This is a genomic window from Vibrio sp. SCSIO 43086, assembly GCF_051132235.1.
Classification (GTDB): Bacteria; Pseudomonadota; Gammaproteobacteria; order Enterobacterales; family Vibrionaceae; genus Vibrio; species Vibrio diabolicus.
Map to the genome: position 1 here is coordinate 59,026 of NZ_CP072678.1, position 16,102 is coordinate 75,127.

13 protein-coding genes are annotated in these 16,102 nt (G+C 43.5%); 5 read left to right on the forward strand and 8 right to left on the reverse strand.

The features are described from left to right. Positions 1-2: 2 nt before the first annotated feature. The 3 genes from J8Z23_RS16525 to J8Z23_RS16535 all read right to left on the reverse strand — a co-directional run bounded on the left by J8Z23_RS16525 (position 3) and on the right by J8Z23_RS16535 (position 2,552). Complete coding sequence (locus tag J8Z23_RS16525) at positions 3-656, reverse strand: hypothetical protein (protein WP_301661141.1); 654 nt, start codon at positions 654-656, stop codon at positions 3-5. Between the two features lie 271 nt (positions 657-927). Continuing rightward, positions 928-1,227 (reverse strand): hypothetical protein, encoded by a 300-nt coding sequence (locus J8Z23_RS16530; RefSeq protein WP_145472013.1) that lies wholly within the window; start codon positions 1,225-1,227, stop codon positions 928-930. A 125-nt stretch (positions 1,228-1,352) separates the two neighbouring features. Beyond that, a complete protein-coding gene (locus tag J8Z23_RS16535) occupies positions 1,353-2,552 on the reverse strand; it encodes a DUF5666 domain-containing protein (RefSeq protein WP_434635551.1) in 1,200 nt (399 codons plus the stop codon). Positions 2,553-2,642: 90 nt separating this feature from the next. Here J8Z23_RS16535 and J8Z23_RS16540 point away from each other — a divergent pair, with 90 nt between their 5' ends. The 3 genes from J8Z23_RS16540 to J8Z23_RS16550 all read left to right on the forward strand — a co-directional run bounded on the left by J8Z23_RS16540 (position 2,643) and on the right by J8Z23_RS16550 (position 5,542). Next, positions 2,643-3,311, forward strand: coding sequence for a response regulator transcription factor (locus J8Z23_RS16540; protein WP_434635552.1), 669 nt, complete (start codon positions 2,643-2,645; stop codon positions 3,309-3,311). Beyond that, complete coding sequence (locus J8Z23_RS16545) at positions 3,283-4,524, forward strand: sensor histidine kinase (RefSeq protein ID WP_301660092.1); 1,242 nt, start codon at positions 3,283-3,285, stop codon at positions 4,522-4,524. Before J8Z23_RS16540 ends, J8Z23_RS16545 begins: the two co-directional genes overlap by 29 nt. 88 nt (positions 4,525-4,612) lie before the next feature. Next, on the forward strand, positions 4,613-5,542 hold the full coding sequence (locus tag J8Z23_RS16550) for an SRPBCC family protein (protein WP_301660091.1): 930 nt from the start codon (positions 4,613-4,615) through the stop codon (positions 5,540-5,542). A 144-nt stretch (positions 5,543-5,686) separates the two neighbouring features. On the opposite strand, the gene J8Z23_RS16555 is transcribed toward J8Z23_RS16550, so the two are convergent. The 5 genes from J8Z23_RS16555 to J8Z23_RS16575 all read right to left on the reverse strand — a co-directional run bounded on the left by J8Z23_RS16555 (position 5,687) and on the right by J8Z23_RS16575 (position 12,318). Further along, positions 5,687-6,142, reverse strand: coding sequence for a hypothetical protein (locus J8Z23_RS16555; RefSeq protein WP_012842506.1), 456 nt, complete (start codon positions 6,140-6,142; stop codon positions 5,687-5,689). 12 nt (positions 6,143-6,154) lie between these two features. Beyond that, on the reverse strand, positions 6,155-7,933 hold the full coding sequence (locus J8Z23_RS16560; protein ID WP_248379989.1) for a S8 family peptidase: 1,779 nt from the start codon (positions 7,931-7,933) through the stop codon (positions 6,155-6,157). Positions 7,934-8,182: 249 nt separating this feature from the next. Beyond that, on the reverse strand, positions 8,183-8,524 hold the full coding sequence (locus tag J8Z23_RS16565; RefSeq protein WP_012842508.1) for a hypothetical protein: 342 nt from the start codon (positions 8,522-8,524) through the stop codon (positions 8,183-8,185). A gap of 7 nt (positions 8,525-8,531) precedes the next feature. Continuing rightward, positions 8,532-10,445: a tetratricopeptide repeat-containing diguanylate cyclase gene (locus J8Z23_RS16570; RefSeq protein ID WP_317396852.1), complete on the reverse strand. Its 1,914-nt coding sequence runs from the start codon at positions 10,443-10,445 to the stop codon at positions 8,532-8,534. Positions 10,446-11,061: 616 nt separating this feature from the next. Then, complete coding sequence (locus J8Z23_RS16575) at positions 11,062-12,318, reverse strand: aromatic amino acid transport family protein (RefSeq protein WP_047009261.1); 1,257 nt, start codon at positions 12,316-12,318, stop codon at positions 11,062-11,064. 381 nt (positions 12,319-12,699) lie between these two features. Here J8Z23_RS16575 and J8Z23_RS16580 point away from each other — a divergent pair, with 381 nt between their 5' ends. Together J8Z23_RS16580 and J8Z23_RS16585 are read left to right on the forward strand one after the other, a co-directional pair. Beyond that, positions 12,700-13,134 carry a GNAT family N-acetyltransferase gene (locus tag J8Z23_RS16580; protein WP_005395641.1) on the forward strand — a complete coding sequence of 145 codons (435 nt, stop codon included), beginning with the start codon at positions 12,700-12,702 and terminating at the stop codon, positions 13,132-13,134. 292 nt (positions 13,135-13,426) lie between these two features. Then, on the forward strand, positions 13,427-16,090 hold the full coding sequence (locus tag J8Z23_RS16585) for a nitrate reductase (RefSeq protein WP_434635554.1): 2,664 nt from the start codon (positions 13,427-13,429) through the stop codon (positions 16,088-16,090). The last annotated feature ends 12 nt before the right edge of the window (positions 16,091-16,102 follow it).

Here is a 16,102-nt window from a genome sequence, read left to right on the forward strand (position 1 = left end):
GCTTACAAATCCTCTATTCTAAGCATGTTACGTCGTAATAACTCTTGCTTTGCAGCTAGCGCATCAGCCTCGTTAAAGCCTTTGAGTACACTCGCGAGAATAACCGCTACAAAAAATGCTCTCGCGCCAGCTCGTTGTGCAGTTGATGAGAGGCTGAGTTTCTTGAAAGTCTCTTCAGCGATGTGCACAGAAGCCATTTCTTTAATCAATGCAGCCCCTTGACCTTTTGATAGCCCGTATATAACAGCTGCTGCAAAGCCGACCTCAAGTTTAATATCGATGGTGATAAACCATGTAGAAAGGAAGTCTGCGACTGCCTGATGAGTATCGAAATACTGGCGCAACTCACCATCTGATAGACTCCAAGGGTTCCACATGGGCTTAGCAATACTTTGCGCTATCAGCATTTGAACCTTACCGAAAAATTTCGGATTCCCTAAAGCCTGTGCTTGTTCAAGGACTTTTCTTTGGTCGAGTCGATTGAGCTGTCGATACAAAATGACACCTGTTATTACAGGCAAAACCTTTTCTCTGTTGTTTCTGATAAAACTCAAATCTGCATCTAAGCCTGTCAGTATCGCCAACTGAACTACAGGTTCGGTTTTTAGCGTCTGCTCACTATAACCTCTAACCATCGTTAGACCTCCTTTTTTCATATATTGTATTTGTACAATATAGACAAGTGATTTGTATGCAAGTTGTGGCACTTTTCATTAGGCTCAAAGTCTCAGAGTTAAGAGAAACTATTACTAATTAATTGACTTGTGTAGTAAAAATAGTACGAGGTCAAAGTCCTGTATTGGAATATGAGAAAACAAGGTTGAACTTGGGCATCAAACAACAGGTAAGTAATCAGTTTATTTCGGCAACATGCTTTCTACGCTCAAACTCTATGGTGTAGACGTTAATTTTTATTGAGCTTTTTTGTCACGTCTTTTCACCGTTTTCCTCTCTTTTTTCTTGTGTCGTTGTATCAACAGCTTTGCCCGCCACCCTTTCATCTGGCAGTTTGTCTTTTCTTGGATCAATCGCGGTATCTTTCAATGTTTCTTTAGGTGTACAACAACTGCCAATACCAACCACGGTTTTTTTCGCAACGGTTTTGGTTGTTTTTTCTGCATCGCAGTCAGGGGGAGTCACGTTAGCTAAGCTGGTGGATGAAGCTAAAAGTAAGATAAGCAGAGTGAGATAACGTTTTTCATAGTAGTCACCAATATTGTGGAACATAGGTAAAGTGTAATTTGGAGAAAAGAGTTACGCGGAAATTTGCTAGTTTGAGTCTAGGGAAGCATAGTAAGGTGAAAACAAAAAAGTGCCACCGAAGTGACACTTTTTCTTTAGCGTAGAAGGTATCAGTTGTCGTAAACGTCCAACTCCACTTCACGGGCAATATTTTGGTCGTTGATGATTACACCATCGACTTCGACACGAGCACCATTTAGGTTAAGTTCTTCGATGCCTTGGAAGCGTGTTTGTACATCAATCACAACGGTAGTGTTGTTTAGCAATTGATCTGCGTCGTTTTCGCAACGCTCGATGTCAAATGTTCTTGCTTCAGCATCGTAGTTTGATACGTATCCTTCACATTCAAATTCTTTACCGTGCCATTGGTTGTTATCGTCAAAGTCTGGTTGCTCAAACTCAATAACGGTAGCGATGCGTTTGCCATTTTTCATGACAGACGTTACTTCCACTTCTTGACCTTGTTTTAGGTTCGCTTTGCTGCCATCTTCAAATCGTGTTGCGTTATCGATGAAGAATGCACCTCGGTAGTTTAATGAAAACTCACTGTAATCATTTGCAACCCAAGTCACGATGCCTTCCATATCGCTGTCATTGCTTATGACGTCGTAGCCTTCAACTTCTACCTCATTTGCCATGAAGACGCCGTTTTGCATTTCACCTTCTACTTCCACCCATTGGCCGATGCTAAGTTGGCTAATGTTGTCGTAAGATACGGTTATATTTGTACCAAGCTTAAACGTGCCAGCATTTTCATCGATACTAGTAATGCGACCTTCCAGTTCGTAGTAGCTTTCAAGAGTTGGGTAATCGTTATCTACGTCGATTTCGACCACAGACAGCACTCGATAACCCGCATCCGCAGTCGGCAAGGATGACACCATCACCCAGTCGTTGATCTCTATATCATCACTTAAACCGTCAAACTGCAGATCTACGCCGTTTACCGCAAATGTTTTCTTCACATAATCAATTGCTGTAACACGTCCGGTAATGGTTGGCTCAAGTGTTACTAAGAAGCCATCGTCAGACGCTTTACGAACATCTGTTCCTACTTGAACCATCATTTTTGGTTCTACATCGGCCAATTGCATTGATGTATCGCCATAAACCACCCCAGACACATGGTATGTATATCCATTGACGGTTAACGTGTTTTCTTCAGCGTTGACCGCTTCAACAGAGCCAATCGCTACACTTGGTTTCACTACTGGTTGAGTTGGTGTGCTATCGCTATTGCTGCCACCACCTGAACCACCACAACCAGACAATGCCAAACTTACTACAGAAATAAGAGCGAGTTTTTTCATTGTATTAACCTCAATTTACGAGCTAGTTTAGGAAATTGCCTGTATCTTATTGGGCATATCGTGAAGAGATCGTGAAGAAATGTGATTTTTATGAAAATTTTAATTGTAGATGACAACCACAATGTCTCGGAGACGATTGCGGACTATCTTGAGCTTGAAGGCATGATTATCGATTGTGCGTATCATGGTGAGGCCGCACTGAAGTTAATCGAGGATAATCATTACGATGTAATCATCATGGATATCATGATGCCTAAGCTCGATGGCATTAGTACGGTACTGAAACTTCGACAAGATCAGCTCTGTGGAACTCCAATCCTCTTCCTAACCGCAAAAGATACGTTAGATGACAAAATCGCGGCATTTAAAGCGGGAGGCGATGACTATTTAATGAAGCCATTTGCGATGGAAGAGCTTAGTTTGCGTGTTCATGCTTTGGCTAATCGCGGTCCAAGGCAAGATATTGGAACGCTCAAGTTTGCGGACATTTGTTTAGATGCGCGCACAGGCAAAGTGACGAGAAAAGACAAAGAAATTAAGCTGAGCCGAATTCAAACCAAGATTTTAAAGTTACTTCTCCAACGTGCTCCAGCATCGGTTTCGCGCACAGAAGTGATCGATAGTGTGTGGGGAGACGAACCACCCGGAAGTGATGCACTTCGTAGCCATATTTATGGTTTAAGAACCGCGTTAGACAAAGGTTTTGAAGAATCACGATTAGAGACTATTCATGGACAAGGTTACCGACTTAAAGCATAACGAATATCCAAGTATTTATCGCAAGATCCGTTGGGGTTTTGGGGTGATGACGCTTGTGATGTTTACTCTTTTTTGGTCGCTGATTTATGTGGCAGAAAACAAACTTGAAGTGCTGAGTTTACATCATTGGCTTGATACTGAAGCTGCGCTTTATAGTGAGAATTTCGAGAAACAGGGCTGGGATGCGCCATTGCCAAACGTATTGGAGTTCAACTCATATTGGAGTGAAGCACCGACACCGGATTGGTTGCTCTCTTTTACTTCGCCAGGTTTTTACGAATATCTGCTTGGTGAAGAAGACAAACACTTTGTCGTATTGAAACACCCCTCAGGGAAGGGGCTTATGTACATTGTGTTTCAAGATGACTCCGATGATTACCTCGACGAATACGAAAGCTCGCTGCATCAGTTTACGCTACTGCTCGGTGGCTTATTTTCATTTGTTATGGTCGGGTATGGCATTTATATGGTGCGAATATTGTCTCGACCACTAGCGCAAATCGAAGACAAAATCAGCCAAATGTCACCGGATCAACCCGCTTTCCAAGTTGAAACCAAGTTCAGTGAGACACGCCAGATAGAGCAAACTTTGCTGGATAATAAAAACGATATCGCGGGCTATTTCAAACGAGAACAAGAATTTAGTCGTTTTGCATCGCATGAGTTGAGAACGCCAATCATGGTGATCAAAGGCTCAACAGACATTCTCACGCGTATTCCAGATCAACCTCGAGTCGTGCAAAAAGCCATCGCGAGGATGCAGTCAGCTTGTGAAGACATGCGCGTACTGACAGAAGCGTTTCTCTTGCTCGGTAAAGAGAAAATAGAGCCTCAGCATTACGGAGAGCATCCGCTTCTTACTTGTTTACAAAAACAACTGGAAGAGCTGGCCCCTTTATTTGCCAAGCAAGACTCGAATTACTCTTTGCACGAACAACATAGTGGTGTCGTGAATGCACCAGAGAGTTTTGTGACCATTGTTATCAACAATCTGATTAAAAACGCCTTTAGCTATAGTGTAGGGGATATTGAAATTGAGTTGAAAGGTCATGCTCTTAAGATCCTGAATCGTCACGATGGTAACGAGACGTACAACGCCGGCTACGGTTGTGGGCTTGTTATCGTACAACGCATATGTGAACGGATGGGATGGGCGTTAATACTGGACGATGATGGTGTTCGATTTAGTGCGAAAGTGGAATTCCGTTCCTAGCTTTGTGCGTCTAACCCACAGTCAAACAAGAAAAAACTGGAATTTGAATTAGACTGAAGTTAGTGACGCGGAAACTTGAGGAACCGTTATGCTTTCTTATCAGGTCAGCAGAAGTATTGAAATTAATAAGAATCAAAGCGAGATTATTGGCTATCTCAAGGATTTTAATAACTGGCCTGATTGGTCACCTTGGATCATTCTTGAACCAAGCTGCGAGCTGACATTCAGTGATAATCAAGGTCACGTTGGAGCTGGTTACCAATGGAATGGTCAGCGTATTGGAACTGGTGCCATTGTATTGGAAAGTACTCAAGAACATCGGTTAGATATGGAGCTTCATTTCTTTCGCCCAATAAAGAGTCACGGAAAGGTGACCCTCATAGTGACGCCGTCACAAGATGGTTGTTTAGTCGAATGGCAAATGCAATCACGCGTTCCTTGGTATCTGTTCTTTTTGAAAAGTATGTTTAAGTCGATGATAGAGATGGATTATCAACGTGGGCTACGCATGCTCAAAAGCAAACTTGAAACCGGGCAAGTGTTCTCAGACTTGGTTGAAATTGGTAATCGAACTCTGCCTCAGGTTCATTACATCGGAATAAAAGGCGAGGCCAGCATTCCAGAATTAGGTCCGGTACTAGAAGAACAAGTTCACAAGTTAAAGCAGATAGTTGATGACAAGGGCTTATCTGTGAACGGCGAGTTATTTTGTTATTACCAGTCGATGGATATGCAGAAAGGTATGTTTGAGTTTATCACTTGCTTGCCACTTGATAACGCAGTAACTGCGCCAGAGGGAGCGGTTTCCGGTACCATACCTGAGAGTGAAACATTTGTCGTCGAGCACCGTGGGGAATATCAGTTTTTGGGAAATGCGTGGGCTTTAGCGATGAACTTGGTTCGCCAGAGTGGTATGAAAGCCAAAACCAGTCCATTAGGGATTGAGCGCTACTTAGATAACCCGCAAGAAACCACGCAGGATAAACTAAGAACCGAAGTTATTTTATTTAAGAAATGACAGGCGTTGCCGGACACGCTCCCCTAAATATCATGCTAGTTCCGTAGTAATCTACAAAAAAAGAGGGTTTCTATACCCACCTATAAAAATGCCTCAGCAATTGCCGAGGCATGGTTTTATTAGCCAACTTCTCTTGCTAGAGAATTATTGTGCACGGTACTTACCGCTGTTTAGTTCAATTTTAGACGCTTTTACCCGGCTGTCTGCGTTTAGATAGTCGCTAATGCTCAGTAGATCTTGATCTTGAGATGCTTTTAACACCGCAGATTCTCCCTCTGCGAAGACAACTTCCAGCTTTAGCTCTTTGGCGACCGCTTTCGCTTCGTTAGGGTTGTTTACCGTGATGTAAACCAGTCCAGTGGCCTTGGATACATTGCTAAATGCATTCTTAAACACTTCATCACCGGCTTGAAGCTTTACTTCTTCGGATAGGCTCCTAGCTGTACCCGTTTGCACCTTGCGATAATCTTGGCCATTAATCTCAACCGCTTCTGAAGGCACGAACAGTTCAGGTGCGGGTTGTTGAGAGAGTTGTTGCTCAGCGTATGCGCTAGCCGTCATCATAGAAAGAGCCAGCATAGAAAATGATATGTATTTCATGTAATTGACTCCTTAGTGTCCAAAGATGCGCATCGACCAGTTCTTAATAACACCTGGCTGAGTGTTGTTTGCCATCGGAACGTCATAGATGGTTGAAGAGTTAAAATATGCAATGTAAGAAAAGACTTCGTCGCCATTCGTATCGATTGCTCGTAATGTCCATTCGCCTTTTGCATCTTCGCCATAGAACTGGTTAGACAACATTAGTTGGTCTTTGTAGCCAGTAATCGTTGGGTCAAGAGATTGACCAACAAGACCATTACGTGGTGTTTGCAAAACGGAACGAGTCCCTGATGGCGAAACGAGCTCGATAGCTAAGTCGGGCAGGCGAGAGTGGTCTAATGTCAATTTCACTTGAACGGATTCTACCTTCAGATCATCGGCAATGGCGATACTTGATGAACCGCCAGCCAAACTCGCATCGGGTACACTTACTTCTTTAGTATTGTTAACCCAAGGCGTAATAACTTGAGGCGGTAAAACACGATTCGTCATGCGAGCACGTTGCATTGCTTCATCCAAATCGACAGCGCCGAAGCCATAAAAAGTATGGAAATCTACGCCTGCGGCGTTTTTCTGCCAAGGAGAAATGGCCTCGTAGATAACGTGTTCACCTTTGTGGTTAGTAAATTCAAGTTGTACGCCTGGATGCGTTTTATCCGTTACTTTTGCTGTCTCTGCTAGCAAAGCACGTACATCACGAGCAGAAAGTGCATGATTCGTGGACATAATTGCCGCGATGGCACCGGACGTATTTGGCGCAGCCGACGAGGTTCCGTTCATTGTACTGGTATAGTTACAGTTCGGGTCTAGCTCCGTACCGCCGTGTAAGCCATTGATACCAAGTCCGTCGCTGGTATTTTGCCCTTCTTCACAACCCATCAAATCGGTGGTGACCATGGCAGGGAAGTCTTGCCCATATTCACCTGCTGGTGCGGCAACCCATACGTTAGATCCCACCGATGAGTAACTCGCTCGCGTGCCATCCGCACGTAGTGCACTGGTGATTAAATTAAAATAGTTGGCGTTGTCATAAGACTGAGCGGAGTTGTGCATCGGCAAGCCTTGGTTGTCTCCACCAGCAAAGAAGTTACTTGGTAATACGAAGAATCTTCCCGCATTGAAATAGCGATAACCATTGCCGGCTGACTTAACAAATACAGCACCGCGTCCCCATGAGTTACTCTCACTGACATTTTTTATCACGTCCATTTCAAGTTTAAGTTGAGGATCGCTTTCATCAAAAGTTATTGGGTTGATCGGGCTGAAACCATAGCTTTGGTTAAATACACGAACATCGCGTGTGGCTGGGTCCATGCCGTGAGAGATTAGCCAGCCTTCTAATGTCTGGTTGGCTAACCAGTTAAAACCAATAAGAGAAGAGTGAGAAGCAACACCGCGTCCACCTTCACCATTGTTGCCGACTGCGCTGATCAAACCGGCTACAGCAGTGCCGTGACCATTGGTATCAACCGGATAACTTAATGGGAAAGAAGAGTCTTCGACGAAGTTTCTGCTACCTGTAACTATATTACCTGCAAGATCTGGGTGATCGATCTGCACTCCAGAATCAATGACCGCGACTTTTACACCAATACCCGCAATACCCATTGCTTGAGTGAGCTTGGTGTTTAGGTCGTTCCCAGCAACAGCTGGGTTAGCAGCAAAAGCAGTTTGCCCTGTGTTGTCTAAGTGCCATTGTTCAGAATAGAGTGGATCAAACGCCGAGACGGCAGGTGCAATGCCTACTGCCAACATAGCAGCAAATAGGCGGTTAATGCGTATTTCCATTTTTGACCTCATGTCTTTGTTTGGAATTTTTTAGCTCCTGTTTCATATTCCTCTAACAGGAATAAACAAAGCTAACGACAAAGAATAAGGACGAAAACCATTTACAACTTGTTTACGTCAAAAGTTCGACGAACAACATGAGTCAGTGTTAATTCACTGAAATTATAGGATTTTTTAATGTCGAATAGCGCATGCATGAAAAGTAAAAAGCAGAAAATACGGTCGTACTGTCTGCTTTGAGAGGAAGGATTATTTAGTTGAAGCGGGTTGAATTGTCGCCATTGGTTTCTTCGGTTTGGCCTTTTCTTTGGGTAACACGTTATCAATCCACTTTTTGATGTATAGCTTATTGAACTCACTATCACACCACTTCTTGTTTAAACCACGTCGGTTAAACTCAGCGCCAATCGCAACTTTGGTTTGGTTGGTTGCACGGTTGTAGTAGAGAGTCTCGCACAACTGAGTGTTACTCATTTGTTGGGCATATACGTTAACACTGCTGCTGCGCATTCCCAGTTGAGAGGCTTGATGGTTACTACACGCAGTGAGAAGTGCAGGCGCAAAAATAGCGATGGTTAGGATTTTTTTCATTTTGCTCTTATGACGTCGGGTGAATAACGAAGCGATTTCTTCCTGCTTGCTTTGCGTCATACAAAGCTTGATCTGCGAAGAAAAACCATTGATCCCATTCTTGTTGAATAGTTTTTACGGACAGTCTGTCGACAGCCCCGAGAGAAATTGTCGCGTTTAATGACTTAGAGTCAACCACCAGTGGCGTGTTTTCCACGATATATCTCAATCGATCCAAGAATTTAGCGCAATCTTCAGTTCTGTTTACTTCAAATAATAAGACAAACTCCTCTCCACCCCAACGGATGAGTAGGTCACCAGAGCGAGTCGATTCATTAAATAACCTGGCAATATGCATTAACATCTTGTCGCCAATATCATGCCCATATTCATCGTTAAACGTTTTAAAATGATCGATATCTAATACGGCTAAGGCAAACGTTCTATCTGGGCTTCTACGAGCCATTTTATCCAGCCAAATAGGAAGGTAGCGACGGTTGTGCAGTTGAGTTAATGGATCGGTAGTATTTTCTTGAGTGAGTGCCTTATTAATACGCCTAACGCGCAGTACGTAACGAAAGCCAACGACACCAATCGCTGCGATAGCGATAAAGTAGAACATTTCTCTATAGCGTTGTGAGCGCAGCTCTGAGGCTTGCAACGCATTTTTCGTTTCTAGTAGCTTGAGTTCTTTTTGAGCTAACTTAGCTTCGAGGTCAAACTTAATGTTAATCATCTCTTCGCCGTGAATATGATGAGAAAATTCAGCTTCTAGCTCTCTTAATTGAGTTAAGTAACGAAAAGCCGCTTCAAAATTATTAAGGGTTTGATTCGCGTTTACTAGGACCGACAGCATATCAATGCGCTGTCGTATTTCTAGCTCATCGGTTGATTTAGTTTGCTCAAGTACGTTGATAGCTGTCGAAATAGCTTTATCGTATTGTTCATCTGCGAGGTATGCTTCTGCATATGCTTCATAACAAGGCATTTTCTTCGCCTCTACGTTTCCCGTGATAGGGAGAGCTACGCAACGCTGTGCAACCATCAACGCTTCATCAATTTTCCCTATCGAACTTAACATTTGTGAGAAGCTGGATAATGAATAATGTTTGATGACGTCCGACCCCGTTTGCATTGAGAGTCGGATTGCTTCATTAAAATAGTATTCTGCCTTTTCGCTATCTCCACTGCTTAAGTGAACAATACTTAAGTTTGCGTAGATAACCCCAATGAAAAGGCTGTTGTCATATTGATATTTGCTGTTTAAATAGGTGTCGAGTGCTTGCGTAAGGTAGCTACTGGCGCGAGCCCAATCGGATGCATCGATATAGACGGTACCGATGTTATTCAGCGTCATGGCAACTTGCATTTCAAATACGGTTCTCTCTAACAACTCATAGGCGGTTCGGTAATACTTGAGTCCGCTACGTAGTTGATTCCGTGAAACCTCTAAGTTCCCTAGCCAGCGATATGCTCTTCCTTCTAGCGCTAAGTAGCCGAGATCGCGGGCTTCAGCGATGATGTCATGGAGTACAAGTTCTGCATTCCAATTATCGTCTAGTTCAATCATGGTTACCGCTTTATTAAGCTGCGCTTCAGCGACTACCCATGGTAAATGATGCTCTGTCCCAAACTCAATTAAATCAGGCATATCTTTGGGCAGCGGAACGCCTTCGTAGCGCTTTAGGTAAAGGCGCGCAAAGTAATAAAGGGCAAGAGATTCCGCTGACGCATTCTGTGGCGCAACTAATTCATCTTCTTCAATTGAGCGCGGCTTACCCATTGAACGAAAATAGAGATTGAGCATGGAGCTGCTTTGAGGAGAAATGTGTTCTTCCAGATAGCTCTGTTTTTCTGTGTTGGCAAGTACATGGGTTGGATGGAAGAAGAATCCAAGTACTGAGAACAGCGCGCAAGTTAGCGTTTTAATCGGAAAGTGCATGAGCTTATTAATAAAATGTGATCTCGTTTAACCCTAATACTAGGTAAGTCTATCACTTCTTATTGGCTAAGTGCGGATGGATTCCGAGTTACAAACGGCTTGTGAAGAAAGTTTCGCGAAAGGTGAGGCTAATATTATGATTTATAATGATAAATCTGTTCAAAAGTGGAAAGATTGATTTAACGACAAGATAAACAGTGCGACGAATCTAGTGTGTCGAACATTGTTAGTGGTGTAAGTTTCATCATTTAGTCGGTGCGATTCGCATCTCGAAAGATGGCTGGTTCGCTAAAAAATTATCTTTCTGTCATAAATATTTAATGTTTGTATGGGTTGTTAAAAAACTCGATATTAGACATAGTGTTATTAAGCCAATAAAAAATGGCTTTTATAATAAACAGGAGATTAACTATGCATAATGAAATGATTCAACCTTCACACTTCGGTATTATTGGCCGCACTTGTATCGCTTCAGTACTTATGATTGCGGGCGTTTTTGCTCTTATTTAAGAGTCAATGGTAACGATGGTTACCCGCTTAAGAGTAAGAAAATTCAGGGAATCACCTTAATCTCGTATAAGGTATTCCCCTGAAAATCCAACCTAATAACTACTTTTTAGCTGAAGAAGCTAAAAATCAATGCACTTACCGCTACAATGCCCGCAGTTAAAACAAAGTAAGTTGAGCCATTTCCACGATATTGTTTCAATGCATCGATTTTGTATACCGCTAACATTGGCATAATAAATAAGATCATCGCGATAACAGGCCCTGACAACGCTTCCATCATACCAAGAATGCTTGGGTTCATGATCGCTGCTGCCCAGATTGAAAAGAAAAGTACTGCAACGCTGATACGATCAACCCGCTTTTCAGACAGTTTAGAGTGTTTGGTAATTAAACCATTTAAGCTTTCGCGTGCACCTAAAAAGTGCCCAAGAAAAGAGGAAGTGATAGCAACAAAAGCCACCAAAGGACCAAGCGTTGCGATAAATGGGTTGTCTGTTGCATTGGCTAAATAAGACAGCACCGACACGTTTTGTTCTTTAGCTTGAGCCAATTGCTCTGGTGACAGCGCTAATACACACGAAAAGACAAAAATAAGCACAAACGCAATTAACATGATGCTAGTGCGTCGAAGAATTACTTCGGATTTCGCATCCGCTTGATCGCCATAATGGCGACGTTGCACATTTGCAAAGCTTGAAATCGCAGCTGCGTGACTAAACGAGAAAATAACCACAGGAACCGCTAACCACATAGTGCTAGCAAAAGCAGACGCTTCAGGGGCGTCCATGATTGGCATGGTCCAGTTTGGTATCAAGTAAAATGAAAGAAAGGCAAGAATAGCCACTAATGGGTAAACCATAATGGCAAAAGCCCGTAGCATGACTTTTTCGCCCGCCATCATAATGGCAATTAATGCAAACACTAGTGCACCTGAAAGCAGAGGGCGAGGCAAAGAAGCCATATCAGCTTGGTTAACCATAAAACTGTCTACGGTATTGGTAATACCGACACCGTAAATTAACAGGATCGGGAAGATCGAAAGAAAATACAGCAGTGAAATAGAGCGACCCGCTTTTGCGCCAAAGTGCTCTTCCACTACATCAGTAAAGTCTGCATTTTTGATCTTGGAAGACAGTACAAAGCGAGCTAAACCACGGTGGGCAAGATAAGTCATTGGGAAAGCAAGCACAGCCATTGCGACTAACGGCCAAAACCCGCCAATACCAAGGTTGATCGGCAGAAATAGAATGCCTGCACCAACAGCTGTTCCAAACAGACTAAGGACCCAATGTGTGTCGTGTTTTGACCAAGATGTTGTTGTGTTTAATTCACTGGAATTTAACGCATTTCGAGATTCTTTCACTTAAAACTCGCTTTTATAAAAATAATAATGCGGAGAATGGTATAGGTTTTGGGGTTTGTTATCACATCGGAAGTGTGGTGAATCATGCTGAATATAAGGGGTGGTTGTAACTTATCAAACTATGAATTTTTTTAAAAACTAGAGTTTTAATCTAAAAATTAAGTAATAAATTGGTGTTATATTTCAAATTTTTACTGATGGATGGTTTTTGATTTCGTGGTTAAAACTTAATCATGGATGTATATGCTAAAGAAGCGTGCTCTTACTTAATGTGCCATGGTGCATATTGGAGAGTTAGCAAGTGTCAGGTCTATGAGTCCTGCATTTAGATGACTTTTAGGTATATACTGCCGCCACAAATGTTAAAGGAGGAATTATTGAATGGACATTCTGTCTGCACATAAAGACGACTTATTGGCTGTGTATACGCTTGAAAATACTTTATTTGGAGAACATGCCTATCCTCAATTTTTCTTTCGACAAGCTTTTGATTGTTGGGGGGAAAGCTTACTAGTGGCGAAAGAGGGGGAGCAAGTCGCAGGGTATATTTTGCTGACGACAAGCACAAATGCGCAGCAATATTGGATCATGTCACTGGCTGTCGATACTCAACATCGTGGTAAGGGTATTGCGCGTTCTCTGATTGAAAGTGCCATCGCGCCGTTGAAGTTGGGCTCAAGTGTGAAGTTGACGGTCGATCCGAATAATCAGCCTGCATTGTCTTTGTACCTCTCCCTTGGCTTCAAAGTATTAAAAGAAGAAGCGCATTATTTCGGTGACGAAGAGTCTAGATTGGTCATGGAATTAGTAAAGTAACCCTGCACGATAATGAACGAAACTTGCACTCAATCAGTGCGCGGTATTACTTTGCAATAGTTTTTTACGTTCTAACGTTTTGTAAATTAAAGATTTTCAATCTTGGCACCTCGTTTGCTTTGATATAAATGTTCATCGTTAACTCGATGCACCGCTCTCTATAGCAGGCGAGAGCGGGATAGGGTATTACTTTTGAAAATGTACTAACAGCGTTAAAGGCATTGCTGCCTCTCTCGATTCGGGAGAGGCTTTTTTTTGCCTGTAATTTAGGATTAGTCGCGCAGGAGGCGTTATGTCACAAGGGTGTAGAAAGACAACTTGTCCGTATTGCGGAGTAGGCTGCGGAATTGAAATCAGCAATAACAAGATTATTGGAGATGCGCTTCATCCGGCCAATTCCGGTTCACTGTGTGTAAAGGGTGTCGCGTTGGCAGAGAGTTTGAATATGCCCTCGCGCTTGTTGTATCCAAAGCTTGTTACCAAGCTGCGACCTCAAGGGCAAGAAGTGCAATGGCAACAAGCCACGGATCTGATTGCAGAGAAGATTCATCAAGCGAAAGCGGAGTTTGGACCGGATTCCGTCGCGATGTACGTATCAGGCCAGTTGTTGACAGAAGACTATTACGTCGCCAATAAACTCATGAAAGGCTATGTTGGCAGCGCAAACATCGATACTAACTCACGTCTTTGTATGTCTTCGGCGGTTGCGGCTCATGTACGAGCATTTGGTGAAGATGTCGTTCCCGTCAATTACGATGACATTGATAATACCGAGCTGTTGATCATCTGCGGTGCGAATACCGCTTGGACGCACCCTGTTTTATTTCGACGTATTCAACAAGCGAGAGAAAACAATCCTAACCTCAAGCTGGTGGTCATTGACCCGCGTGAAACGGTCACCGCGCAGCAAGCGGATTTGCATCTACCGATTAAAAACGATGGGGATGTGTCACTTTTTAATGGGCTGTTTAAGTTTCTTATTGAGCAGCAATGCATTGACTCTAAATACATAAATTCCCATACCGACGGCTTTGATGGGCTTGCAGAAGAAGTTTCTGATTTGCGTTACGATGTCACTAACCTAACGTCTTCCATTGGCATTTCAGAAGAAAAGCTGACTACGTTCTTCCAATGGTTCGCCCAAAGCTCAACCGCAATCACGTTGTTTTGCCAAGGGGTTAACCAAGCCGAAAATGGTGTCGATAAAGGCAACGCCATTATTAATGCACATTTGGCATCAGGTAAAATTGGAAAGTCAGGCTGCGGGCCTTTTTCTATTACAGGTCAGCCGAATGCAATGGGTGGACGAGAAGTAGGTGGATTGGCCAATCAGTTAGCGGTTCATCGTGCTTTTGACTCAGAGTCTATCAAGCAAGTGCAGGCGTTTTGGGATGCACCAGAAATTGCCACTCAGCCCGGTTTAAAAGCCGTTGAACTTTTTGAGGCGGTAGAACGTGGTGAGATTAAAGTTCTGTGGATCATGGCAACCAATCCGGTTGTCTCTTTACCAGATAACCAATTGGTAAAACGTGCACTAGAGATTTGTCCGTTTGTGATTGTTTCCGATATCACAGCGGATTCGGATGTAGCGCATTACGCGGACCTGTTGCTTCCCGCCGCTGGCTGGGGGGAAAAGCAAGGCATGTTGACCAACTCTGAGCGTCGACTTTCTAGGCAGCGTCAGTTTCAAACACCTCCGGGTGAAGCAAAATCAGATTGGTGGGCGATAAGCCAAGTCGGACAAGCTCTGTGTGCATTGGAAAAGACACAAAATGGCTTTGCGTTTACTTCTGAGCGGGCGGTATTCCGGGAATATGCGGCAATGACAGGCATGAATGCAGATTCACCATTGAAGCTAGATCTTTCTCAATACGCGAACTTAACCGAGCAAGAATACGAAGAGTGGGTGCCAACACAATGGGGAGGAGAGCGCCCTTTTGCTGATGGCGTCTATTCGCACCCAGATGGTAAAGCGCGTTTTGTCGTCACCAGCGAATTGCCTCAACGCTTAGAGAGAACAAAAGGCTGGTGGCTCAATACGGGCAGACAACGCGACCAATGGCATACCATGACGCGCACAGGGCATATCGCACACCTTGCCGCCTCTGAGCTAGAACCAACCGTGTACATGAACACACTCTCTGCTACTCAAAATCGCTTAAAAGCAGGACAACTCACCAAGCTGTTTCAGCCCACTTCAAACACCAGTGTTTATGCCAAAGTTGCCATTGATGAGGGGTTAGGTTTTCAGGAGCTGTTTATGTCAATGCACTGGGCGGGTCGATATGGCGGTGAAAGCAGTGTTAACGCGATAGTAAACAGTGCAAAAGACCCTATTTCTGGGCAGCCTGCCTTTAAGTCGTCTTATGTTGAAGTGCAAGACGCAGCGGTAAAAACCTACGGTATGTTTATCGGTACACAGTTTGATTCCGGCAAGTTTCTCTACGCCGCATTTCAAGCTGATAGTAATCTGGGCATCTGGCGCTTTGCACACGATAAACGACCAAAGAAGCAGAGTTTTTGTCGAACGGAAAAGAGCCGCAGAATTACGATAGATATTGCCCAAGGTTGGCTAGCGGTGGATTACGACCTTGTTGGAGACGTTCGTATCATTCGCTCTGTTTTGGTGGTGTCTAGTGAACCGATTCAAACCGACTACACCAACTTTACTGGCTTGATTGGCAAACCGATGGAGCTATCGCAACTGCTTACCATCACTCAATCGCAAAGCTGCGCCAAACTGGTTTGTAGTTGTTTCCGCGTCACCGATAAACAAATAAATGACGCGATGGAGAAACAAGACTGCACGTCAGTGACCCAACTTCAAAACAAGCTCAAGTGCGGTACTAACTGTGGCTCGTGCGTCTCTCAAATCAAACAAATGGTCGACAGCCATCAGTATCAAAAGGGCAAACAGCAAGCGAACCAGCAAAGTTTGGCGATTCAAATAAAGTAAGTCATAAAGAGG

Coding starts and splice junctions, on each gene's coding strand:
- J8Z23_RS16525 (WP_301661141.1), bottom strand. CDS start 656: ATGAAAAAAGGAGGTCTAACGATGGTTAGAGGTTATAGTGAGCAGACG.
- J8Z23_RS16530 (WP_145472013.1), bottom strand. CDS start 1,227: ATGTTCCACAATATTGGTGACTACTATGAAAAACGTTATCTCACTCTG.
- J8Z23_RS16535 (WP_434635551.1), bottom strand. CDS start 2,552: ATGAAAAAACTCGCTCTTATTTCTGTAGTAAGTTTGGCATTGTCTGGT.
- J8Z23_RS16540 (WP_434635552.1), top strand. CDS start 2,643: ATGAAAATTTTAATTGTAGATGACAACCACAATGTCTCGGAGACGATT.
- J8Z23_RS16545 (WP_301660092.1), top strand. CDS start 3,283: ATGGACAAGGTTACCGACTTAAAGCATAACGAATATCCAAGTATTTAT.
- J8Z23_RS16550 (WP_301660091.1), top strand. CDS start 4,613: ATGCTTTCTTATCAGGTCAGCAGAAGTATTGAAATTAATAAGAATCAA.
- J8Z23_RS16555 (WP_012842506.1), bottom strand. CDS start 6,142: ATGAAATACATATCATTTTCTATGCTGGCTCTTTCTATGATGACGGCT.
- J8Z23_RS16560 (WP_248379989.1), bottom strand. CDS start 7,933: ATGGAAATACGCATTAACCGCCTATTTGCTGCTATGTTGGCAGTAGGC.
- J8Z23_RS16565 (WP_012842508.1), bottom strand. CDS start 8,524: ATGAAAAAAATCCTAACCATCGCTATTTTTGCGCCTGCACTTCTCACT.
- J8Z23_RS16570 (WP_317396852.1), bottom strand. CDS start 10,445: ATGCACTTTCCGATTAAAACGCTAACTTGCGCGCTGTTCTCAGTACTT.
- J8Z23_RS16580 (WP_005395641.1), top strand. CDS start 12,700: ATGGACATTCTGTCTGCACATAAAGACGACTTATTGGCTGTGTATACG.
- J8Z23_RS16585 (WP_434635554.1), top strand. CDS start 13,427: ATGTCACAAGGGTGTAGAAAGACAACTTGTCCGTATTGCGGAGTAGGC.